23 protein-coding genes are annotated in these 22,205 nt (G+C 46.1%); 17 read left to right on the forward strand and 6 right to left on the reverse strand.

The features are described from left to right. Positions 1 to 3: 3 nt before the first annotated feature. Positions 4 to 1,056, reverse strand: a complete 1,053-nt coding sequence (locus CKW00_RS02820) for an LLM class flavin-dependent oxidoreductase (protein ID WP_408640529.1) — start codon at positions 1,054 to 1,056, stop codon at positions 4 to 6. A gap of 121 nt (positions 1,057 to 1,177) precedes the next feature. On the opposite strand from CKW00_RS02820, the gene CKW00_RS02825 reads away from it, so the two are divergent. From CKW00_RS02825 to CKW00_RS02835, 3 genes are all read left to right on the forward strand, one after another. Next, positions 1,178 to 1,516, forward strand: coding sequence for a winged helix-turn-helix transcriptional regulator (locus CKW00_RS02825; RefSeq protein WP_095821283.1), 339 nt, complete (start codon positions 1,178 to 1,180; stop codon positions 1,514 to 1,516). A gap of 393 nt (positions 1,517 to 1,909) precedes the next feature. After that, a complete protein-coding gene (locus CKW00_RS02830; protein WP_095821284.1) occupies positions 1,910 to 2,617 on the forward strand; it encodes a metallophosphoesterase family protein in 708 nt (235 codons plus the stop codon). Positions 2,618 to 2,746: 129 nt separating this feature from the next. After that, on the forward strand, positions 2,747 to 4,888 hold the full coding sequence (locus tag CKW00_RS02835) for a type IA DNA topoisomerase (RefSeq protein ID WP_095821285.1): 2,142 nt from the start codon (positions 2,747 to 2,749) through the stop codon (positions 4,886 to 4,888). A 51-nt stretch (positions 4,889 to 4,939) separates the two neighbouring features. On the opposite strand, the gene CKW00_RS02840 is transcribed toward CKW00_RS02835, so the two are convergent. From CKW00_RS02840 to CKW00_RS02855, 4 genes are all read right to left on the reverse strand, one after another. Continuing rightward, a complete protein-coding gene (locus CKW00_RS02840) occupies positions 4,940 to 5,314 on the reverse strand; it encodes a hypothetical protein (RefSeq protein ID WP_095821286.1) in 375 nt (124 codons plus the stop codon). After that, positions 5,314 to 5,844 carry an acyl-CoA thioesterase gene (locus tag CKW00_RS02845; RefSeq protein WP_095821357.1) on the reverse strand — a complete coding sequence of 177 codons (531 nt, stop codon included), beginning with the start codon at positions 5,842 to 5,844 and terminating at the stop codon, positions 5,314 to 5,316. Before CKW00_RS02845 ends, CKW00_RS02840 begins: the two co-directional genes overlap by 1 nt. A gap of 227 nt (positions 5,845 to 6,071) precedes the next feature. Next, positions 6,072 to 6,962, reverse strand: coding sequence for a LysR family transcriptional regulator (locus CKW00_RS02850; RefSeq protein WP_095821287.1), 891 nt, complete (start codon positions 6,960 to 6,962; stop codon positions 6,072 to 6,074). Between the two features lie 105 nt (positions 6,963 to 7,067). Beyond that, positions 7,068 to 8,582: a BCCT family transporter gene (locus CKW00_RS02855; RefSeq protein ID WP_095821288.1), complete on the reverse strand. Its 1,515-nt coding sequence runs from the start codon at positions 8,580 to 8,582 to the stop codon at positions 7,068 to 7,070. 226 nt (positions 8,583 to 8,808) lie between these two features. Between CKW00_RS02855 and CKW00_RS02860 the strand changes: the two genes are divergently transcribed. Then, entirely contained in the window at positions 8,809 to 8,994 is a 186-nt protein-coding gene (locus CKW00_RS02860) for a hypothetical protein (RefSeq protein WP_095821289.1), read from the forward strand. A 91-nt stretch (positions 8,995 to 9,085) separates the two neighbouring features. Here CKW00_RS02860 and rlmN read toward each other — a convergent pair whose 3' ends face one another. Further along, positions 9,086 to 10,177: a 23S rRNA (adenine(2503)-C(2))-methyltransferase RlmN gene (rlmN, locus tag CKW00_RS02865; protein WP_008592289.1), complete on the reverse strand. Its 1,092-nt coding sequence runs from the start codon at positions 10,175 to 10,177 to the stop codon at positions 9,086 to 9,088. Between the two features lie 70 nt (positions 10,178 to 10,247). On the opposite strand from rlmN, the gene CKW00_RS13875 reads away from it, so the two are divergent. The 13 genes from CKW00_RS13875 (at position 10,248) to CKW00_RS02925 (ending at position 22,177) form a co-directional block, all read left to right on the forward strand. Further along, positions 10,248 to 10,373: a hypothetical protein gene (locus CKW00_RS13875; RefSeq protein ID WP_257997860.1), complete on the forward strand. Its 126-nt coding sequence runs from the start codon at positions 10,248 to 10,250 to the stop codon at positions 10,371 to 10,373. 1 nt (position 10,374) lies between these two features. Next, positions 10,375 to 10,746 carry a fluoride efflux transporter FluC gene (locus CKW00_RS02870; RefSeq protein WP_095821290.1) on the forward strand — a complete coding sequence of 124 codons (372 nt, stop codon included), beginning with the start codon at positions 10,375 to 10,377 and terminating at the stop codon, positions 10,744 to 10,746. After that, on the forward strand, positions 10,743 to 11,102 hold the full coding sequence (locus tag CKW00_RS02875) for a fluoride efflux transporter FluC (RefSeq protein ID WP_233129693.1): 360 nt from the start codon (positions 10,743 to 10,745) through the stop codon (positions 11,100 to 11,102). The genes CKW00_RS02870 and CKW00_RS02875 overlap by 4 nt, the downstream gene beginning before the upstream one ends. Before the next feature lie 150 nt (positions 11,103 to 11,252). Beyond that, positions 11,253 to 12,491: a hemolysin family protein gene (locus tag CKW00_RS02880; protein ID WP_095821291.1), complete on the forward strand. Its 1,239-nt coding sequence runs from the start codon at positions 11,253 to 11,255 to the stop codon at positions 12,489 to 12,491. Next, positions 12,492 to 12,851, forward strand: a complete 360-nt coding sequence (locus CKW00_RS02885) for a hypothetical protein (protein ID WP_095821292.1) — start codon at positions 12,492 to 12,494, stop codon at positions 12,849 to 12,851. A 216-nt stretch (positions 12,852 to 13,067) separates the two neighbouring features. Further along, the gene (locus CKW00_RS02890) at positions 13,068 to 13,610 is read left to right on the forward strand and encodes a maltose acetyltransferase domain-containing protein (RefSeq protein WP_095821293.1); all 543 of its coding nucleotides are present in this window, start codon (positions 13,068 to 13,070) and stop codon (positions 13,608 to 13,610) included. A gap of 173 nt (positions 13,611 to 13,783) precedes the next feature. After that, positions 13,784 to 14,161 (forward strand): MerR family transcriptional regulator, encoded by a 378-nt coding sequence (locus CKW00_RS02895; RefSeq protein WP_332889029.1) that lies wholly within the window; start codon positions 13,784 to 13,786, stop codon positions 14,159 to 14,161. Then, positions 14,158 to 15,651: a class I adenylate-forming enzyme family protein gene (locus CKW00_RS02900; RefSeq protein ID WP_095821295.1), complete on the forward strand. Its 1,494-nt coding sequence runs from the start codon at positions 14,158 to 14,160 to the stop codon at positions 15,649 to 15,651. The genes CKW00_RS02895 and CKW00_RS02900 overlap by 4 nt, the downstream gene beginning before the upstream one ends. Further along, positions 15,648 to 17,156: an acyl-CoA dehydrogenase family protein gene (locus CKW00_RS02905; RefSeq protein WP_095821296.1), complete on the forward strand. Its 1,509-nt coding sequence runs from the start codon at positions 15,648 to 15,650 to the stop codon at positions 17,154 to 17,156. Before CKW00_RS02900 ends, CKW00_RS02905 begins: the two co-directional genes overlap by 4 nt. Before the next feature lie 209 nt (positions 17,157 to 17,365). Then, a complete protein-coding gene (locus CKW00_RS02910) occupies positions 17,366 to 17,863 on the forward strand; it encodes an Lrp/AsnC family transcriptional regulator (RefSeq protein WP_095821297.1) in 498 nt (165 codons plus the stop codon). After that, positions 17,860 to 19,026, forward strand: a complete 1,167-nt coding sequence (locus CKW00_RS02915) for an aminotransferase (protein WP_095821298.1) — start codon at positions 17,860 to 17,862, stop codon at positions 19,024 to 19,026. The genes CKW00_RS02910 and CKW00_RS02915 overlap by 4 nt, the downstream gene beginning before the upstream one ends. Positions 19,027 to 19,121: 95 nt before the next feature. Beyond that, positions 19,122 to 20,897 (forward strand): helix-turn-helix domain-containing protein, encoded by a 1,776-nt coding sequence (locus tag CKW00_RS02920; protein WP_095821299.1) that lies wholly within the window; start codon positions 19,122 to 19,124, stop codon positions 20,895 to 20,897. A 110-nt stretch (positions 20,898 to 21,007) separates the two neighbouring features. Next, positions 21,008 to 22,177, forward strand: coding sequence for a hypothetical protein (locus CKW00_RS02925; RefSeq protein ID WP_095821300.1), 1,170 nt, complete (start codon positions 21,008 to 21,010; stop codon positions 22,175 to 22,177). Positions 22,178 to 22,205: the final 28 nt, after the last annotated feature.

Here is a 22,205-nt window from a genome sequence, read left to right on the forward strand (position 1 = left end):
TCCTTATTTTTTCGTATGCTTCTTCACTTCCGGCAGAATCTTTTCACCAATCATGTCGATATTTTTCTTCAATTTCTCAAATGGAACGCCGCCGAAGTCCATCTGAGCAATGTAACGCTGATGACCGAATGTTTCGTGCTGGTAAAGGATTTTTTCGATGATTTGCTGCGGACTTCCGACGTTCATAACGCTTCTGGAATCCGCACCTTGAGCGAACATCTGCTTCGAAAAACCGTGCCCATTCGTTTTCTTCATACCTTCATTGAAAAATGGGTATGACTCGCGCAGCGCTTCCTGCGTCGTTTCGCCAGGATAGAAAAACCCTGCCATAGAGACCGGAAGTTCATCCGAGTTGTGGCCCCCCTGAGCCGCTGCCTGTCGGAAGGTGTCCACGGTGTTTTTGAAAGTGGAGACAGGACCTCCGAGTGCGGCAAAGAACATCGGCACGCCTTCGTATCCGGCTTTCATCGCACTTGCAGGGTGACCGCCGACGGCACGCCAGATTGGAAGCTCCCCGTGCATCGGGCGGGGAAGGATGTGTGCATCTCTAAGTGGGGCACGGAAATTCCCGCTCCAGTTAAGCACTTCCTGTTCATTGATTTGACGAAGAAGATCGAATTTTTCTTCGTAAAGTTCTTCGTAATCTTTCAGGCTGTAGCCGAGGAGCTCGAAGTTTCCGGTCCGGGAGGCTCTCCCCGCGATCAATTCGGTACGTCCACCTGAGATCAAGTCGATTGTTGCGAAATCTTCGAAAACGCGCACCGGATCGAGGGTACTTATAATCGTGGAGGAACTGGCTATTTTTATTTTTTCCGTTGCCTGAGCGATGGCGCCGAGCACTACGGAGTGTGCCTGGGTCGTGAAATAGTCCTGGTGACTCTCTCCGACACTGAAAAAGTCGATGCCAGCCTGTTCGGCAAGCTGTGATAATTCAATGATTTCTTTGAGTCGCTGAGACGCCGGGATGCGCTCGCCGGTCGATGGGTTCGGCAAATGATCGCCAAGGGTATAAAGTCCGAATTCTAATCCATTCGAAGGGTCCAATCCATATTTCATCAAAAACTCACCTTTCTCTTTTCATGTTTCTAATGTTAGTATGAGGCATAACAGAATGAATGAGAAGTACGTACTTTCAAGTAAGATAGTATCATTGATGATACCTATGGAGGGGACAACGATGAACGAACATATTAAACCGGATCAATGTCAGGTCCAGGAAGCTATCGGGATATTGGTGGGTAAATGGAAACCGATTATTCTGCTTCATCTGATGAAAGAAGGAACACAGCGGTTCAGTGAATTGAAAAGGGAAATCCCCGAGATTACTCAGAAGATGCTGACGAAGCAGTTGAGAGAATTGGAAGCGGAAGGGATTGTGGGCAGGAAAGTCTATCCGGAGGTTCCGCCGAAAGTGGAGTATTCGATTACGGATTATGGTATAGAATTGCAACCGATTCTGGAGTCGATGCATGAGTGGGGAGAGAAACACGCCCGGGCAAAAAGGGAGAGAGCATAAAATCTGCGAATCAAAACCATAAATGTTTCGACTATTAGTGGTTGAAGAAGTTAAATACTAATGAGTTGTGGAAATCTCTCATCACGATAGAGGGATTGTATACCTGTCTAAGTTTGCAGAATCTATAAAAACAAGGTCGTAATGCCGGAATTGATTTATTAACTTAAATCTAAAAAAGGAACATTTTCAGCATCTCAGCTTGTAGAGAATCTCCGTTTTTCTCTACAAGTTTTTTTGTGCAATTCTTGTAAGCGAATACCGACTGTTTTCCGCGGACGAACACCAGCGCTTAATAAGCTGTGTAATTATCTCAATACAGTTAAGAGTAAAACGATTTTTTCTTTCAAATACAGGGAAACAACTATATAGAACTTAATTTGAAAGGAGTTACTTATGAAAACAGCATTCATTGCGGACATTCACGGAAATGCTACAGCACTGCAGGCGGTACTGGACGATATAAAGCGTCAGGAGGCAGACCGAGTGGTAGTCCTCGGAGATCTCTGTTACCGGGGCCCGGAACCGAAGAAGTCACTGGATCATATACGAAATCTCGATGCTCCGGTCATCAAAGGTAATGCAGACGCCTGGATTACCCGCGGCGTGCGGGACGGAGAAGTGCCGGAGAAGAATATTAAAATGATGAGGGAAGAAAGAGAATGGGTTGCGGATATGCTTACGGAAGATGATATCTCCTATCTTAAAAATTTGCCGGAGAGTGTAACGGAAACCATCGGTGAGAAGAAGGTATACGGTGTGCACGCAACTCCGGACAGCCTGTTTGATGTAGTGAAACCCGATACTCCCGAAGAGCAGGTGAAAGAAGAATATTTCGATAAGAAAGAAGCCGATGTTTATCTGTATGGCCATATTCACTTGCCTTATGTACGTCCTCTCGAGGGAAAAGTGATTGCGAATACCGGCAGTGTCGGCTTACCGTTCGATAACGATCCACGTGCTTCTTATCTGATAGTGAGCGAAAACAGTATGGAACTCCGTAAAGTTTCTTATGACGTTGAAGAAGCAGTGAATAAACTTTATGAAAACGACTACCCTCAGGCCGATCTGGTCGCGGATGTATATAGAAGCGGGTCACTATAATGAGCTTGCCGGATCATCCCGGCAAGTTTTTTTATTTCGGCCCGTCCAACCAATATTCCTGCAAACGTACGTTCTTGATTTTTTAACGGAAAGAAGATATCTTTAAAAAAGAAAGGACGTGACCGGCCGATGACCAAAGTCGTCATTTTAGCGGAAAAACCTTCCCAGGCGAAAGCGTACGCGGAAGCTTTTTCTGTTCAAACTAAAACGAAAACACATATCCAGCTTAAACCGGATCCCATTTTTCCGGAGGGTGCGACCATTACGTGGGGAGTGGGCCATCTTGTGGAACTGAAAGAACCGCAGGATTACAGGAAAGAATGGAAGAAATGGAAGCTTGAGGAGCTTCCGATAGTACCGGAAATATTCCAGGAGAAAGTGGCGAAAGGAAAGTGGGAACAGTTCCAGGCGGTGAAACGGCTGTTTAAGCAGGCGGATGTCATTGTGAACGCTGCCGATGTGGACCGGGAAGGATCGAATATCTTTTACAGTATCTACAAACTGACAGGTGTGAAAAAGCCTGTGAAACGTCTGTGGATCAACTCCCTCGAGAAAGACGAAGTGAGGGAAGGGTTCCGTCAGTTGCAGAATAATGAGAAAGACAGACGTATGTTTGAAGAAGCGAAAGCGAGACAAATCAGTGACTGGCTCGTCGGAATGAACGCAAGCCGGCTATTTACGCTGCATCTTCAGAAGAAAGGGTTCGGCAGCCATTTATCCATCGGCCGGGTCCAGTCTCCGACCGTCTACCTCATTTACCAGCGGCATAAAGAAATCGAACAATTCGTCCCCGAACCTTTCTACCAGATAGAAGGATTGTTCCAGGCGGAAAAAGGGTCGTACAAAGGCCTTGCCAAAATAAAAGAAAAAGACAAAGCGAAAGTGCAGGCGCTCATGAAGGAGCACAATCTTAAAGAAGATACGTACAGAGGTACAGTGCGGAAAGTGGAGAAGAAGGAAAAGCGTATCAGGTCGCCTAAACTTCATTCTTTATCCACCCTTCAAAGCGTAGCGAACCGTATGTGGAAATACCCTCCTGCCAAAGTACTGAAAATCGCCCAGCAGCTTTACGAGAAAAAACTGTTGTCCTACCCGAGAACGGACTGTAATTTCATCACAATGGGCGAGTTCAATTACTTAGTGAAGAAGGTGGATGATTATCAGCAGGTACTCGGAACCAGCTTCACACCGGCTACATTAAAGCCCGATAAACGGTACGTGAACGGGGCGAAAGTAGAAGAACACTACGCAATCATCCCCACCAGAACGACCCCTACGGCGAAGAAACTGGAAGGACTCAGCCGGGAAGAAAGGAACATCTACAACGAAGTGCTCGCAGTGACACTCGGGATGTTTCATAGAAATCATGTATATGAAGAAACGAAAATTCATACAGATGTTCATGGGCTCGTGTTCTTTTCCACAGGCAAAAGGGAAGTGGATGCAGGCTGGAAAGAGCTGTTTCCGAAACAGAAGAGAAAAGAAGAAATGCTGCCGGAGGTGAAAGAAGGGGAAGAACCGGAAGCCGAAGTCCATATAAAAGAAAGTATGACTCAGCCGCCAAAACCGTATACCGAAGGACAGCTGATCACGATGATGAAAACTGCCGGAAAGACAGTGGAGGATGAGGGAGATGTGGAAATATTGAAAGAAGTGGAAGGACTGGGTACAGAAGCGACCAGGTCGGGTATTATCGAGACGATTAAGAAACAGAATTATATTTCCGTTACGAAAAACAACGTGGCCATTACTGATAAAGGAATTATGCTGTGTGAGGCCATCGAAGGGACGCTTCTATCCAGTCCGTCCATGACCGCAAAATGGGAAGCGTACTTACGGAAAATCGGTGAGGGGGAAGGTTCGAAACAGACCTTCATAGATAATACGGAGAAGTTCATCAGAAAGCTGATGAAAGAAGCACCTTCCTCCCTTGAAAAAGTACAGCTGAGAGATATCGGGGAAAGGAAGAAGAAATGGAACGAACCCATCGTCACCTGCCCGTCCTGTAAGACCGGGGCAATCGTGGACCGTTATAAGTTTTATGCCTGTTCCGGTTATAAAGATGGATGCAACGTAACTTTCCCGAAACGTCTTGCCGGAAAAACGCTTACGGAAAACATGATAAAAACGTTGTGTGAAAAGAAAAAGACGAAAGTGCTGAAAGGGTTCAAAAGCAAAAATAAGAAAACGTTCAGTACAGCACTGACGCTGGATGAGGATTACAATATCAAATTCGATTTCGGCGTCCCTGCCAAAAATAAAACAAAATGAATGTCGAAAAGGCCGGATCTCAAGGAGAGAACCGGCCTTTTCAGGTGGAGATCAATTCATAATGACAGAACCCTGCAGCAGTTCGGGTTTGGCACCGAGAATCATTAGGAAGACAGTGGAATCACTGATGTTTTCGTATTTTTTCAGCAGCTGTTTCAGTTCGTCGATGTCAGGATGCTCCTTCAGTTTCTGCACTTCCTCCTGATACAGACTCAGTACGGAAGTGCGGAGAAATTTAGGCGCATATTTCGGCAGTTCTTCATTCTTTATGAGAGATGCCATATAACCGTATTTCAACTGCAGTTGTCTTGTCAGGCTGACTACGTGTACGAGCTGTTCACCAAGATCGGGATAGGCCCGCTGGAGGTCGTCAACATCTCTTTTCACTTTATATAACTGGTTCAATCCTGCCACCATGTGTGTCATTATACGTGCACCCCTTTTTCCCATGGTTTCTCGAGACCGATGATTTCAGTGAGTTCCTTACTGTGCTGTTTCCTTATACGGCGGCGCTCCGCTCTTTCTTTCCCGGATTCATAAAGAAACTTTTCTTCTTCGGTTTCCGGAACGAGACGGGGCACGGTTATCGGTTTTTTATTGTCGTCGAGGGCAACGAAAGTAAGGAATGCCGTTGCCGCCATGCGACGCTCTCCGGTAATCATATCTTCCGCAATGACTTTACAGAAGATTTCCATCGACTTGTTACCTGTATAAGAAACGTATGATTCGACACAGACAGAGTCCGTCTGATGTATCGGGTGAAGAAAGTCGATGGAATCCGTCGAGGCAGTGACACATTCTTTAGCCCGGGCATATCTGCGGGCGGAGAGTGTTGCGTTATTGTCCAATTTTTTCATAAGAGTCCCGCCGAAAAGTGTATTATAGTTATTCAGGTCATTGATCATCACCTGATCGGTATTTACGATTAAACTTTCTTTTGGATGTTTCGTTTCCATATGATTCATTCCTTCTTTCCTGTTTGGTCAATTCGTTGATAAACCAAGTGTACGCCCGTTTCCGGGGGAAAGTGAAATAGAAATATATCATCTGTTACATAGATAATGTCTATGAAAATGTTTTCATCCATGCGTGTCAGGAATGCGAGCCATGAATTAGAGCACAAAAAAACGGACAGGAGAGAAATCGATTCGATGTCTGTCCTGTCCGTCAGATGTACCGTGTTTCAGGAGGAGTTCTCGATAAGTCTTTCCTGAGTGAAACGGAGCCACTCTCTGGTAGCGTAAGATAAATAGTGGTTCTTTCTCCATATTAGACCGACGTTCCACTCGAGGGAAGGATTGCGTATCTTGACGAGCCGGAGGTCTTCCTTCAGTAAATTAGCGACACTGTAGGGCAATATGGAAATACCGAGACCCGAAGTGATCATTTTACCGATGAAATCCCATTGGGACGTCTCCGAAATCGTTTTCGGAACAAACCCTGCTGACAGGCATGCTTCGTGGATACGCTCATACAGGGCGAAATCTCTGTTGAAAGTGATGAAATCGTCATCCTTCAGTTCCTCCAGGTCTATTCTTTTCCTCCCGGCCAGAGGGTGGGAAGCGGGAAGAACCGCTTTCAACTCTTCTTTGATAAAAGAGAAAGTGTCGAATTCCTCTTCCTCCGGGGGAAGGACGGCTATACCTGCATCGAGGTGCTCATTTAGGATATCCTCTTCGATTTTTTTCGTGCCATTTTCAATCAGCTCGAAAGTGATGTGCGGGTGCACCTGATGGAACTCTCCGAGGATTCCGATGAATAATTCTGCATCAAGAATCGGAGGGAGGCCGATTCTTATATGCCCTTTCTGCAGACCTATCAGGTCATCGAGTTCCGTCTGCAGGTTTTCGGAAGCTTTTACTATCGTTTTTGCTTTGTCATAAATGGCCCGTCCGGCATCAGTAAGTACCAGCTGTTTGCGGGACCGGTCAAACAATTCGACGCCCAGTTCCATTTCAAGGTTTTTGATCATTTTACTGATGGTGGGCTGAGTCACGTACAGATGCTCCGCAGCGCGTGTGAAGCTTTCGAACCGGGTGACTTCAATAAAGTACGTAAGATGTCTGATATCCATAGATTCACCTGTTTTCTCCAAGTTTTATGTAAAATTGTATCACAGTCGTCATAAAACATGCCTGACCTTCGCTTTTGCGGCGGGAGATCAGGCATGTTTTCCTTATCAGACAGCTTTATTTTCTTTCTTTCTCTTTCTTTTTGGGGAAACTTCCCGGCTGGCAGCTTTATAGAAGGAATATCCCATCATAAGTACAACGATGGAAAAAGGGAAGGCAGCTATAATGAGAACGTTCTGCAGACCCTGGGTCCCTCCGAAGTAGGTGATAATCGCAGCCATGGCAGAAAGTGTGAGACCCCATACGATTTTCACACGTCCGCCGGGTTCAAGGGAGCCTTCGGATGAAAGCATGCCGAGAACGAAGGTAGCCGAGTCTGCCGACGTAATGAAAAAGATGGCGATAACGACCAGTGTAATAAGCGACATGAAGAATCCGAGCGGATACTCGGCAAGCGTCGCAAACGTAGCAGTTTCCATCGGATAGTCCGAAATAGTCGCAAGGCCGCTCTGTTCCACTTCGAGTGCAGAGACACCGAAAACAGTGAAGAACACGAAGCAGATGATGGACGGAACGAACAGAACTCCGAGCATGAATTCTTTAATGGTACGGCCGCGCGAAATCCGGGCAATGAAAATCCCTACAAATGGGGACCAGGAGATCCACCATGCCCAGTAGAAAATCGTCCAGCTGTCGATCCACGTTCTGTTTTCTTCATTCATCGGGGCAATGCGGAAACTCATGTCGAAGAAGTTGGCTACGTAGCCTCCGATGGAAGCGGTGAACATATTCATGATGTAAAGGGTCGGACCTATAATCAACAGGAGGATCATAAGGGCGACACCCAGGATCATATTGATATTACTCAAGTATTTAATACCTTTACTCACGCCGGACCAGGCAGAAAATATGAAAAGTACTGTAGCGACTACAAGTATGATCAGCTGCACCCAGTAATTACCGGGAGCGTCGAACAGAAAAGCAAGTCCCTGGTTTATCTGTGCCGTACCGAAACCGAGAGTTGCAGCCACGCCTGTGACAGTAGCAACAATCGCCAGCGTATCGATGACTTTTCCAAGAGTTCCTTTCATCCTGTCCTCACCGAAAATCGGTGTCAGAGTGGCGCTGATTAATCCAGGATAATCTTTGTGGAACTTGAAATAGGCAAGCACTAGGGCCACGAGCGCATAAATCGCCCAGGCATGCAGCCCCCAGTGGAAAAATGAAAAGCGGAGGGAATCCATGATTGCCTGTTCACTTCCGGGTTCTGCGGTCGGGCTGTTATTGAAAGCGTGGGATATCGGCTCGGCCGTTGTCCAGAACACAAGCCCCATCCCCATACCGGCACTGAAAAGCATGGCGAACCAGGAGGCCAGCCCGAATTCCGGTTTTTCATCCTGCTTTCCGAGTTTTATGTGGGAAAAACGTGAAAAAATGAGGTACACACAGAAGGCGAGCATTATCATAACAATAAGCAGGTAATACCAACCGAACCTGGTCGAGATGAATGAGGTGGTTTCAGCAGTCACCGTTTTCAGATTTTCAGGACCGATTACGCCCCAGATCACGAATATCAAACATACGATAATACCATACCAGAATACCGAAGATACCTTTTTCATAAAACCGCTCCTTATGTAATTTAGTATAAAAACTTCCCGGAGTAAGAACAGTTACTTATACTAAATAAAAATTGACATTTTTGCAAATTTATATAAAAGTTTAACGCTCAGTGCCGGTGTTTTACCTTACCCTTATGACAATTGTGTCAAACCGGTTACAATTGTATTTTTTGGGTTAGTTCCGTTCATAAAAGGGAACAATATTAGTAAGAAGGAGGTGGGGTCCGTGTGGTGGTTTACCATTGGAATGTCGGTGCTTGGAGGACTGATTGCACTTACTGCTGTTTTCGATAAGAAGAACAAAAATGATTCCTACAGTCACTATGATAACGAAGAGACTGTGGAAGAATTTTATCGCGAGCATGGGGCGGTCAGTAAGGCGGAGGATCCGGAATATACTAAATACTTCTGACGGAGGCACCGGCATACGTGAATCGTATGCCGGCTTATTTTTTTAATAAAAAAATCGCCTCCCCTGTATAGAGTGAGACGATTTCTTCCGCTTAGACTCCCGCTTTTTCTTTCTTTCCTTTTTTACGGGCTTTTTCTTTTTCGATCTGTTTACTTCTGAGCTGGCCGCAGGCGGCATCGATATCGGTACCGTGTTCAGTACGGACCCCGCACTTGATTCCCCTGTCCATCAGAGTCTGGTAGAAGTTCAATATAGCTTCTTTGTCACTCCGCTCATAAGGGTTGTCGGCGACAGGGTTGTAAGGGATAAGGTTGACGTAAGACAAATGTTTCTTATCCATAAGCAGGTCCGCCAGCTGATGCGCTTCTTTCACGTGGTCATTGACATCTTTTAACAGAATGTATTCGAACGTGATACGCCGGTTCGTCTTTTCCAGATAGTAATCGATGGCAGGCATCAGTTTCTCTAAAGGATAGGCCCGGTTAATCTTCATAATCTGGGTTCTCAGTTCGTTGTTCGGAGCATGGATGGAGAGGGCCAGGTTGATCTGGATGCCTTCATCTGCAAACTCATACATTTTCGGAGCAATTCCGCTTGTAGAAACGGTAATGTGACGGGCTCCGATGGAGAGACCTTTTTTATCATTGACGACGTTGAGGAAGTCGATCAGGTTGTCGTAGTTATCGAACGGTTCCCCGATTCCCATCACTACGATATGACTGACGCGCTCGCCTTTTTGTTTTCCGTCGAGGTCATGCTGGACTTTCATAATCTGTTCGGTGATTTCTCCTCCTGTAAGGTCGCGGTTTTTCCTGAGAACACCGCTGGCGCAGAAAGAGCAGCCGATATTGCAGCCGACCTGCGTCGTTACACATACGGACAGTCCGTAGTTAAAACGCATCAGCACCGTTTCAATAATATTTCCGTCATGAAGTTTAAACAGATATTTGACAGTTCCGTCTTCGGATTCCTGTTTGATTTCTTCGGACAATGTTTCGATGGTGAAGTTTTCCTTAAGTACGTCTATGCAGGACTGGTTCACGTTTTTCATATCGTCGAAGTCCGTGACCCGTTTCTGATAGAGCCATTCCCACACCTGTTTCGAACGGAACTTTTTCTCGCCGTGGTCTACGAGCCAGTCCGTCAGCTGTTCGAACGTCAGTCCGTAAATAGATGTTTTCATAAATACGCTCCTCGTTGTCTAAAATTCGCTATTCCCATAGTAAGGGATAGGGGAAACAGTTACAAGATATATGTTTCATAAAGTCAAGCGGAAAGCTTTGAAGGACGCAGGAATGATTTGTGATAGTATGGGTGATGAAGAAACAGCGGAGGAGAGTATCGACTGGAAACGTAATTCTATGCAGGTGGAGAGATGACATGATATATATATTTATAGCAGTTGCAGGGTTTGTCGGAGCAGTGCTCCGTTACATCACAGGGGAAGTTTTATTCAGGCCGGACACGATATTTCCTTTTGCGACACTCTTTATCAATTTAGTGGGCAGTTTCCTGCTTTCGTGGCTGATGTTTCATACGCTACCTATATCCGCCCAGTTAAAAAAAGCGATCGGCACCGGTGTGCTCGGGTCTTTCACCACTTTTTCCACTTTGAGCGCGGAAACAGTATCGCTGTTGCAGAGAGAGTTGTACGCTGTCGCCTTTTTATACATATCTCTTAGTTTCGCAGGCGGTACCATGGCGGCTATCGCGGGCAGTAAAGCGGGACCGGGGAAGGAGGGAGGAGTGTGACGATTCTCTCTATCATTCTCGTCGGTCTGGGAGGGAGTGTCGGCGCCCTGCTGCGTTTTTTCTTCAGTGAAAAATGGAACAGCGCATCATTCCCTTCAGGCACGCTGGCCGTCAACTGGTTCGGAAGCTTTTTTTTAGGAGCACTTATCGGCGCCGGGTTTTCCGGACATCCATTCCTTTTTGCGGGCACTGGACTGGCAGGAGCGTTGACCACCTTCTCTACTATGCAGCTGGAAGGAATCACTTTTTATAAAAGGAACGAAAGAAAGAAGTTTCTTCTATATCAATTTATAAGCTATACAGGCGGAATCGCTCTTGCCTGGGCAGGAATGTGGGCAGGGAGATTATTCCATTAGTGAGGAGATATTCTTTCTTTTCACTGCTCTTCATTTAGGGTATAGTGAAAGAAATGTAATTTCGGCCAGATGTGAACATAAGCAGCCTTAAGAAACAGAGGCATCAGGTCAGCTATATTTTTTATGGAGTTTTTTAAGGAGGAAGCTGTTTTGATAATAGCGATAATCGTACTGATTTTTGTTTCCCTGTTCTTCTCGGGCAGTGAAACAGCACTGACGGCGACAAACAAAATGCGCCTGCAGTCTCAAGTCGATAAAGGAAACAAAAAGGCTGATAAACTACTTCGTCTCGTTTCCAGACCGGGCGAATTTATTACGACTATACTGATAGGTAACAATATAGCCAATATCCTGCTGCCGACTCTGGTAACCACACTTGCGATCGAATACGGATTCAGCGTAGGAATGGCCTCTGCGATTCTGACAGTCGTCATCATCCTTTTTGCGGAAGTCATACCGAAATCAGTGGCCGCCACGTTTCCTGACCGTATCGCGATGATCGTGTACCCGGTGATCTGGTTTTTCGTCATTTTGTTCAAACCGCTGACCACTGTGCTGAACTGGTTCACGGACAATTTGAACAAACTTCTCTCCAAAGGACAGCCGCAGGACGTACAGGTATCCAAAGAGGAACTTCGTACGATGGTCGACGTAGCGGACTCCGAGGGACAGTTTAACGAAGAGGAATCATACCGGATCAAGGGCGTGCTTGATTTCTACAATTTAAACGTAAAAGATGTCATGAAGACGCCGCGTGTGGATCTGGTGGCTCTGGATAAAGACGCGACTTTCGAAGAAGTACGGGATGTGGTCGTCAACAATTCCTATACACGCTATCCTGTGTACGACGAAGAAATAGACAACATCGTAGCTGTGTTCCACTCCAAGTTCTTATTCGCATGGTACGAGCATCCGGAAGACCGCTTCTCTTCCTATTATGATGCAGAACCCCTCCTCGTATACGAATTCCAGTCGATGGAGTCGGCTTTCAAGAAGATGATGATCAATAAAAAACACCTGGCTGTCGTTCTTGATGAGTACGGTGGTACAGAAGGTATTCTGACACATGAAGATGCGATAGAAGCGATGATCGGCATGGAAATTGAAGATGAATGGGACGACGACAGCGATCCGCTCATTGAACACCTCGGTGAAGATGAAATCATCTGTGACGGGAAAATAACGCTAAGTCGTCTGAACAGTATTTTCGATACGGATATACCTGAAGAAGAGGACGTTCTGGCCGGGTATATTCTGCGGGAATGCAACGATTTCCCTGAACTGGGAGAAGTGATTGAACGGGAACGTCTCCAATTTCAGGTGCTGGAAATCGAAGGCCGTATGATACGCCGGGTCCATATTAAAAAGTTACCCGAGGAGGAAGAATAAGTGATAGCGGTTCTAGGTGTCGTGCTGGTCGTTATTTTTCACATTACGGTCAGCGAAGTGGTACTTAAGCGCAAATGGGGAATTGAACCGAACAGAACAGGAATGACCTGGGTCGGGCGGGACAAACGTTTTGTCACCCTGGAAGTAATTCTGCTTATTGCGGGTTTTACCTTCCTGTTCCTGACGGGCGGAGCAGATGGGATGTTTTTCGTCGTCCCTTTGCTGCTGGCAGCGTACTTTCTTTCCCAGGTGATAGAAGCCAGAAGACGGGAGCCCGGGGACCACAGCTACTATTATGATGGTTTGGCTGTCCTGTCCCTGTTGCTGATGACCCTGTTTTCTCTTTCGGGTACAGTCTAAGGAGACCGTGGTATGGTTAAAGAAGACAAGATTTTGAAGGAACTTAAGAAAAGAACCGTCTGCTGGAAGAACAAAAAGATGAAGTCACCCCTTTTCAGGCGGTAATGGATACGGTCAGAGCACTTCTGATTGGAGTACTCATTGCAGTACCGATTCTGTCACTGATTCTTCGAGTGCTTCAATTGTTGGGCAATTAGCGGCGGCGGGAGGTAAAAAATGACTGAAAAAGAAAAAATGCTGGCAGGACTCGCTTATGATCCTTCTGATGAAGAACTTGTGGAATTGCGTAAGTCGGCGCGGGAAAAAATACATCGAATCAATGCAGAGATAAATCAGGAAAAACGTAGTGAACTTGTCCATAATCTGTTCGGTTCCGGAAAATCACTGCACATAGAGCCGAATTTCCGCTGTGATTACGGAGAAAATATCCACGTAGGTGAAGACTTTTTCATGAATTTTGACTGCGTGTTTCTGGATGTCACAAAAATACAGTTTGGTGATCGCTGCCAGGTGGCGCCGGGTGTACATATTTACACAGCAACTCACCCGCTCGATGCAAGAGAACGCGCCACGGGGAAGGAATACGGTAAACCGGTAACCATCGGTAATGATGTCTGGATTGGCGGGAGGGCGGTCATCAACCCTGGTGTAAGTATCGGTAACCGAGCCGTGGTGGCCTCCGGGGCGGTTGTGGTCAAGGATGTACCCGCTGATACACTGGTCGGCGGGAACCCTGCGAGAATAATTAAGGAAACATAAAGAAGACGAAGGGAAAGTCCTTTGTCTTCTTTTTATTTTAGCTCCATTACTTCTTTATCCAGGATAACGAAAAAAACGGGGAATTTTAAACTGATAAATATCAGAAAATTTAAAATGATATTGTAGTTAACGTTAACGTCAATGATAAAATGAAGTTACTAAGGAGGGAAGCTGTGGTGAAATCGATTCAGGAAACGGCTGCATTATTCGGAGTTTCCACCCGGACGCTGCGCTATTATGAAGAGTTCGGATTGCTTACACCCGGTCGCTCCTCCGGAAACCAGCGCGTATATTCCAGTCAGGACGCAGCCAAGCTGAAATTGATCCTCCGCGGGAAGAAATATGGATTTTCGCTGGAGCAGATCAGGGAGATGGTGCTTCTGTTTGACGAAGACCGTTCAGGACGAAAACAACTGGAGCGTTCCATCGAATACGGAGAAAAACGGGTAGAAGAGATTGAACGTTCCATTCGGGAATTCCAGCTGCTAAAGGAAGAAATGGAAGATTTACTTGTGAACTTCAAACAAAAATTGGAGGAGGAAGAATCATGAATACATCTGAACTGCTTGCCCGAAATGCCCGTAAATATCCAAAACAGGATGCAGTTGCCTTTCAGGGGGATCGGATTACTTATTCCCTGCTGGATAAATTAGTTAATAAATTCGGCAGTGCTTTAAGACAAAAGGGGATCCATGCAGAAGATAAAGTGGCCCTGTTTTTACCGAACACTCCTGAATTTGCAGTAGCCTACCTGGCTGTACAGCGTATCGGAGCCATCGTAGTTCCCGTAAATGTAAAACTGACCGGCGAAGAAGTGCTTTATATTCTTGAGGACAGCGGAGCTAAAATGCTGATTGCTCATGAAATGGTGATCGAGTCGGTAAGGAATATTGAAAGCCCGGTGCTGAAAATGAAGACCGGAGGAAAAACGGGGGAGTGGGACTCATTTTGGGAATTGCTGGAGGAGCAGAAAGACACTCCTATTGAATGTCACCTGAAGGAAGATGATCTTTCGACTATTTTATATACGTCGGGCACCACCGGGAAACCGAAAGGAGTTCTTTTTACGTACCGGAGCATTCTGAACGTAGCTACAATGATCAATATTGAAATGGAAGTGAAACCGGAAAGCCGTATTCTTCTCAGTATGCCTCTCAGTCACTCGGCACCTCTGCACTTGTTCTTCATGGCGGGGCTAATGACGGGTTCTGCCCTGGTGCTGACCCCGACGTTCGCCCCTGATCTATTTCTGGATACGATAGAAAGAGAAAGGGCCACTCATTTCTTCGGTGCCCCGGTCGCTTATCTTACGACGATGCAGATGGCGGATCCTCGGGAACGGGATCTTTCTTCGATGGAATGGTGGGTCTATGGCGGAGCACCTTTATCACCGAAAGAAGTGCACGCCATAAAGCAGGCTTTCCCTTCCGGTAATCTTACTTGTGTTTACGGTCTTACGGAAGCGGGGCCGAGTGGCACACTATTATTCGATGAAGAACATAAAGAAAAAGCCGGGAGCATCGGTCATCGCGCTCCCTGGGGTACAGAAATACGTCTCATTGATGAAACGGGCGGTAGCGTCAGTCAGGGAGAGGTAGGAGAAATAGCGCTTCGGGGTGAGGGAAATATGCGTGAATATTATCGTAAGACTCACGAGACGGAAGAAGTATTCGCAGGGGAATGGCTCCGGACCGGAGATCTCGCGATGCAGGATGAGGACGGGTATTACTGGGTAATTGATCGTAAAAAAGACATGATCATCTCAGGGGGAGTGAATATTTATCCGAAAGAGATAGAAAATGTAATGCTTGAAATCGAAGGCGTGAATGAAGCAGCCGTTATCGGTATCCCTCATCCGGAATGGGGAGAGACGGTGAAAGCCGTTTATGCAGGAGCTGCGGAGGAAGAGAAAGTGAGAAGCGTCCTTGAGAAACGGATAGCTTCTTACAAAGTACCAAGAATATATGAACAAGTGACAGAACTGCCGAGAAATGCTTCGGGTAAAATCCTCAAACAGGCCCTCAAAGGAGGGGAATCATGAAAGTACTGACAGAAAAATACGAACAGCATAACTTTTATGAAGAAGACGAGTTTTTGCAGAAAATATTAAAAAAGTATATGACATCCGATATGTTCAGCTATGCGGATAAGAACCTGAGAGAATTCGGGCAACGGGCGGCAGGACCAATAGATGAACGTGCCGTCCATACGGACAGAGAAGGACGGCCGAGACTCGAACGGTACGACAAGTACGGGGAAGAGGTTTCCCGGGTATGGGTGAACGAAGGGTATAAACAGACGGTAAAAGAAACGTATGAAACGGGGATCGTCGGTTACGTACACAAGAATATCCCTGAGCTGGGTGAAAAAGGGACCTACACGTACAGTTTTGCTCAAGGGTACCTTCTCTCCCAGGCTGAACCAGGCTTTTATTGCCCGGTCACTCTGACGATGGCTACGGCATATCTGCTCGATCATTTTGGTGATGAAAAACTGAAAGAAACGTATCTTCCTCACGTCCTGGCTACCGGAGATACGGAGCTGTATGAAGGAGCCACTTTTCTGACCGAGAGGCAGGGTGGTTCGGATGTGGGGGCGAACGTGGTCAAAGCCGTGTCTGTCGGGGAAGACTACTACTTGTACGGGGAAAAGTATTTCGCTTCGAATGCAGGTATGTGCGGGGTGGCAATGGTTCTGGCCCGTATGGAAGACGCAAAGGAAGGTTCGCGGGGGCTCTCCCTGTTCCTCGTCCCCTGGGAAGGAGACAACATAAGGATCCGCCGGCTGAAAGATAAACTCGGAGTTCGTGCGGTACCTTCTGCCGAGGTGGAATTCACAGGAACGAAAGCTTATCTCGTCGGGGAAGCGGACCGCGGTTTCTACTACATGATGGAAGCTCTTAATCTATCGCGGATCTGTAACGCAGTCGCTTCACTCGGAATCATGAGGCGGAGTTATACGGAAGCCCTTCTGTACGCCAAAGGAAGAAATGCTTTCGGACGCCGACTGGCCGATTTTCCGATGATTCAGCAGACTCTTTCGGAGCTTGGGATGAAACTCGAAAAAGAAACGGCAGCAGTTTTTGAAATGGTGCAGCTCTATGAAAAAGTTACGAACGGAACTGCTTCTTTTGAAGAGGAAGCTCTGAATCGTCTTTTGATTGCTATCATGAAAAAAGAAACGGCAGAGAAATCGATTGAGTTTGCTCATGAAGCGATAGAAATGCACGGGGGAAATGGATACATCGAAGATTTTGTCACGCCACGACTGCTGCGCGATGCCCAGGTGCTGACCGTGTGGGAAGGAACGGCGAACATACTGGCGCTCGAACTTCTTCGACTTATAAATAAATATGAAGCCCATAAATTATTCATCAAAATGCTGAGGGAGAAATCCACTGATGAAATGGAGAAAAGAATTGACGGAATGGAAGACCGGCTGCTGCGATTTGCAGATTTTGAAGAAACGGAAAAGGAGCTGGAGGCGAAGTCGCTGATGAAAGAGATGGCTATTCTATATGAAGACGTCATCTATGAGCAGTTATAAGAAACAGGCAAAAAGACAGGGGCTCCTGTCTTTTTTTCTGCGGTACCATGTCAGACGGATCATTTTTCAATTATGGTTCTGAAATTCCGTAAAAAATTTAATTATTTAAAAAACTATCATTATAACCGTTCTCAAATGAAAGAAATGAGTTATAATGGATAAATCAAACCTTTAATACACAATAGGAATCTTGAAAAGCAGGTGAGAGTATGCAGGAACAGGAAGTAGAACTGTTACAATTGATTGAAAAAAATGCCAATCTGGAACCATCCAAAATTGCGAAGCTGATGGCTGTATCGGAAGAAGAAGTGCGCGAACTTCTCCGTAGTCTCGAGGAGAAAAAAGCGATTCTCGGTTATTCGACTTTGATTGACTGGGCAAAAGTGGTCCAGAAAGAAGAAGTGACCGCAATGGTGGATGTGAAAGTGCAGCCGGCGAGAGGCAGCGGTTTCGATAAAGTCGCAGAAAGGATTTACCGCTTTCCGGAAGTAAAAGCCGTTTATCTGATGTCCGGAGCTTACGACCTTTCTGTTTCCGTCGAAGGAAAAACGATGATGGAAATAGGCCGGTTTATCTCCGAGAAACTCTCGGCTCTTGATTCTGTTCTTTCGACGACGACACATTTCGTACTGAAACGATATAAGCATGACGGAATCATTTTGGATGACGAGGACGATAACGATAAAAGAATGGTGGTGACACCATGAAGAAAACGTCTTTTTTGTCGAAGCAGGCCGACAGTCTGCAACCGTCCGGCATCCGCCGTTTCTTCGATCTGGCAGCACAGATGGAGGACGTCATTTCTCTCGGCGTGGGGGAACCGGATTTCGTCACTCCGTGGAGCTTCATCGAGCACAGCTTCCACGCTCTCGAACAGGGATACACTTCCTACACGGAAAACGCGGGGATGCTCGATCTGCGCGAAGAAATCAGTAACTATCTGCTCGGAAGTTTCGGGGTGAATTACGATGCCGAAAAAGAAATCATCGTTACGGTCGGAGCCAGTCAAGCTATTGATCTGGCATTGAGAGCTACAGTGAACCCGGGGGAGGAAGTGCTCGTCGTGGAACCGGGGTTTGTTGCCTACGTGCCGACAGTGAGTCTCGCCGGGGGTACGCCCGTTACGATTCAGACAAGACCGGAGGATGATTTCAAACTTACACCGGAACTTCTGGAAGCTGCGATCACCCCGAGAACGAAAGCGATTATACTCTGCAATCCGAATAATCCGACAGGCGCTGCGTTAACGGGAAATGAACTGGTGAAAGTGGCGGAAGTCGTCGAAAAGCACGACCTGCTCGTACTTTCAGATGAAATTTATGCAGAGCTTACGTATGAAGACGTGCATACGAGTTTTCCTGCCATTAAAAACATGAAGGAACGGACCGTTCTGATCAGCGGTTTCTCGAAAGCTTTCGCTATGACCGGCTGGCGGCTCGGTTATGCAACAGGACCGGAGGAAATTATCCAGACTATGGTGAAAATCCATCAGTTTACGATGATGTGTGCACCGACCATCGCCCAGCATGCGGCACTTGAAGCTATGAAGAACGGGAAATCGAGCGTCGACTACATGATCAAAAGCTACGAACAGAGACGTAACTTCATCGTGAGCAGTCTGAACGAAATGGGGCTTTCCTGCCCGAATCCGGGTGGTGCTTTCTATGCGTTTCCGTCCATAAGGGAGACGGGACTAAGTTCGGCTGACTTTGCGGAAGAATTACTTCAGGAAGAACAGGTAGCCGTAGTACCCGGAAACGTCTTCGGAGAGAGCGGGGAGGGATTTGTGCGCTGTTCCTATGCCACTTCTCTCAAACAGCTCGACGAAGCGATGAGACGGATCAAGCGTTTCGTAGACCGGAGAATTTAAAAATATACGGACAGCTCAAAAAAGGGGGAACGGTCCCTCTGTTGAGCTGTTTTTTTATTGAGTGCAGTGAAATTCGTCCAGAAAGGAGAACCTCAATGGATAATGAGAAGAAACAGATGAGTCTGATCAATTCCGTGAACGTATTAAACTCTACACGGGACTTGCCGGAAGTGCTGGAGCAATTGATTCAGGAAGTATTGAATGTTGTTGGAGGAGCGAACAAGAGCGTACTGTTTCTGTATGATGATAAGGCAGACATACTTTACGCGAAAACAGCGGTTGGATTTGACATGACGTACATGAAGGAGATCCGCCTAAAGCCCGGGGAAGGGATGAGTGGAAAAACATTTCTCGATGAAAAAGGTCGTATATTTTCTTCTTTAGAAGACACGGTGGAGGGCATGTCCGACATTTCGGAGGATATCAGAAATATTTACTCTCATTCGCTCGGGCGGATGGAGTATCCGGTAAGTGCTATTTGTGTACCTCTCATTTCTGACGGAAAGTGTATCGGTGTTCTGACCGTCGATGTGTATGAAGATGATGTGCAATTCGAGCAGGAAGATCTTCGACTGCTGGAAACATTTGCGAATCAGGCGTCTATAGCGATTGAGAATGCAACATTATTTTCACAGAATGAAAGAAACAAAAGAATTCATGAGGAACTTTCTAAAGTTTCACTGGCGAAAGGAGGACTGGCAGATATCACCTCCACCCTGTCGAAACTTATTGATGAACCGGTGATTGTTTATAATGAAATGATGGATATAATAGCAACGTCCGATAAAGAATTGGATTCAATATCCCTCGAGTTGAAGGAGGAGACCATACAGGGGGCGGAGCGTCCTGTTTTTGAAACGGAAACGCTCTCTGAACAAGTATCATTAAACGGGGAGGAACGACTCGTCTATTTTTTCCCGATAGCTGCTGATACGCGTTTTTTCGGATTGCTGGCTGTACCCATAATGAATGGTACGGATGTGGATCCACTGGATCAATTTGCCGTAGAACAGGCGGTGACGGTTTTTGCCATGGAAATCGATCGTCAGGAAAGACTCGTGGAGGAGCACTTCAATTATTCCGGTTCTATTCTCGAGAGAATCATCCATCATCCATACGAAGATCTATCCTCGCTGAATTTAACAGAGATGAATTTCCCGGAGCATGATTACCACAATTATTGCATAGCTCAGTTGTACTTCAGGGATCCATTGCTGTCTTTCGAAAAAATGACTGAGAAGAAGCAGAAAATAATGAGGATGTTTTACCGAGAATTCTCAAGACTACCATACAGGACTCTCGTATATGACCGGAATCTGGAAGTCAACGTCATGTTTACGGTTCCGGGGTATCTGTCGGAGACGGCCGTATACGAAAAACTGGGACGTATATTCAATAAGATAATGGGTTATTCTGCTGCATATGCCGGGATAAGCGGAAGCATAGGACTCGGAAGAACAGTCACAAAACTGAACGAAGTACACTATTCCTATTACGACGCTAAGAGATGTGTGGAATTCCTGCAGTCCACTTATCAGGAAAGGTATATAATGAATTACCGGCAGCTGGGTCCGTATCGGCTTTTTTTGAAAATGGAACGGGATGAATTGTGGAACTACAGAAGCGAAATTCTTCTTCCGATAATCGAACATGACGAAAAATATGGGTCGGAGCTTCTGGATACGCTGAAGATATATCTGGATACTAATCAGAATATGGCGGAGAGTGGACGACGGCTGTTTCTTCACGTGAATACTATTAAATATCGCCTGGCAACAATTTATAAAATTCTCGATATCAAAAGTCTTTCAGGAAAAAAAACCTTTGAATTGCAGCTGGCTTTTCGAATAAATGACTATTTGAATGAATGAAGTTATAGGAAACCGACAAAAATTTCGTTTTGTTTTTGTCGGTTTCCTATATTTTTTATTATTTAAAATTATCTTATAATTTTGACAATAACTAAAAAAGAGGTGAATACATGGAAGCTATTTATATTATGGGAATACTGACGGCCATTATTGCCCTCGGTGAAATTTTGTCTATTACTTCAAAAGCGAAAATACCTACTTTGCTCGTAGTTATAGGTACAGTCTTCATACTTCTTCAGACAGGAGTATTACCGGAGTCATATATTGAAGCGTCCACCTTTGTGGCTGCCGGAAGTGTACTCGTACCGGTGCTGATTGTACATTTAGGCACACTTATTCCCCTTTCTGTGCTGAAAAAACAGTACAAAGCCGTACTCATTACACTTATCGGACTTGTTATTTCGGTAGTTACCATGCTCACGCTTATTACGTTGATCTTCGATTACAATACAGCAGTAGCGGGAGCGGGCCCGCTCACAGGCGGAATCATAGCATACATTGTTACCGCTGAAGGACTGACGGAGGCCGGATTCACTACACTGGCAGCTATTCCTGTAGTGGTTTTCGCTCTTCAGAACCTTGTCGGTATGCCTCTGACATCGATTCTGCTGAGTAAATACGCTGTAACCATCCGCGATGATCTGTCTCAAAACGGTGCGGAAGAAAGTGGAGAGTCTTCCGATCCGATGATGAGTACTAAAACGAAAAAACTGATTTTTCCTGACCGGATCATGCAAAGTGACTTCTTTATTTTGTTTTTGCTGTTCATAGGGGGAGTGGCTGCTACGTGGCTTGGAGATGTGACGGGGATCAACTACAGCTTATGGTCTCTTGCCATCGGGGTTACCGGGTCAGCGCTCCGATTCTATCCGGACCGGGCTTTGGATAAAGCCAACAGTACCGGTCTTGCGATGGTAGCTTTAATTGTCGTCGTCATCAGTTCGCTCGTGGGAATTACGTGGGACCAGGTAGTCTCTTCCTTACTGGCTGTAATCGTAACTATAATTATCGGAACGGCGGGGCTGATGCTCGGCGGACTTATTGGAGGAAAAATATTCAACTGGAAACCGACCAAGTCCATTCCGGTAGTATTGACAGCACTTTATGGGTTTCCGGGAGATTATCTTATCGTCGAGGAGGTAAGCAGAAGTGTCGGAAGAAACGAAGAAGAACGGAAGCGGATCATGGATGAACTCGTGGCGCCTATGCTGATTGGAGGATTCACTTCCGTTACGGTAGGTTCAATAGTCGTCGCCAGTATTTTAGTAGGAACTTTATAATTTCTTAAATAAAAGAAGGAGGAGAGGA

Source organism: Salimicrobium humidisoli (assembly GCF_002295105.1).
GTDB classification, from domain to species: domain Bacteria; phylum Bacillota; class Bacilli; order Bacillales; family Halobacillaceae; genus Salimicrobium; species Salimicrobium humidisoli.

Coding starts and splice junctions, on each gene's coding strand:
- CKW00_RS02925 (WP_095821300.1), top strand. CDS start 21,008: ATGGAAGCTATTTATATTATGGGAATACTGACGGCCATTATTGCCCTC.
- CKW00_RS02915 (WP_095821298.1), top strand. CDS start 17,860: ATGAAGAAAACGTCTTTTTTGTCGAAGCAGGCCGACAGTCTGCAACCG.
- CKW00_RS02900 (WP_095821295.1), top strand. CDS start 14,158: ATGAATACATCTGAACTGCTTGCCCGAAATGCCCGTAAATATCCAAAA.
- CKW00_RS02850 (WP_095821287.1), bottom strand. CDS start 6,962: ATGGATATCAGACATCTTACGTACTTTATTGAAGTCACCCGGTTCGAA.
- CKW00_RS02855 (WP_095821288.1), bottom strand. CDS start 8,582: ATGAAAAAGGTATCTTCGGTATTCTGGTATGGTATTATCGTATGTTTG.
- CKW00_RS02905 (WP_095821296.1), top strand. CDS start 15,648: ATGAAAGTACTGACAGAAAAATACGAACAGCATAACTTTTATGAAGAA.
- CKW00_RS02910 (WP_095821297.1), top strand. CDS start 17,366: ATGCAGGAACAGGAAGTAGAACTGTTACAATTGATTGAAAAAAATGCC.
- CKW00_RS02870 (WP_095821290.1), top strand. CDS start 10,375: ATGATATATATATTTATAGCAGTTGCAGGGTTTGTCGGAGCAGTGCTC.
- CKW00_RS02920 (WP_095821299.1), top strand. CDS start 19,122: ATGGATAATGAGAAGAAACAGATGAGTCTGATCAATTCCGTGAACGTA.
- CKW00_RS02830 (WP_095821284.1), top strand. CDS start 1,910: ATGAAAACAGCATTCATTGCGGACATTCACGGAAATGCTACAGCACTG.
- CKW00_RS02835 (WP_095821285.1), top strand. CDS start 2,747: ATGACCAAAGTCGTCATTTTAGCGGAAAAACCTTCCCAGGCGAAAGCG.
- CKW00_RS02820 (WP_408640529.1), bottom strand. CDS start 1,056: ATGAAATATGGATTGGACCCTTCGAATGGATTAGAATTCGGACTTTAT.
- CKW00_RS02840 (WP_095821286.1), bottom strand. CDS start 5,314: ATGACACACATGGTGGCAGGATTGAACCAGTTATATAAAGTGAAAAGA.
- CKW00_RS02890 (WP_095821293.1), top strand. CDS start 13,068: ATGACTGAAAAAGAAAAAATGCTGGCAGGACTCGCTTATGATCCTTCT.
- rlmN (WP_008592289.1), bottom strand. CDS start 10,177: ATGAAAACATCTATTTACGGACTGACGTTCGAACAGCTGACGGACTGG.
- CKW00_RS02825 (WP_095821283.1), top strand. CDS start 1,178: ATGAACGAACATATTAAACCGGATCAATGTCAGGTCCAGGAAGCTATC.
- CKW00_RS02845 (WP_095821357.1), bottom strand. CDS start 5,844: ATGGAAACGAAACATCCAAAAGAAAGTTTAATCGTAAATACCGATCAG.
- CKW00_RS13875 (WP_257997860.1), top strand. CDS start 10,248: ATGTTTCATAAAGTCAAGCGGAAAGCTTTGAAGGACGCAGGAATGATT.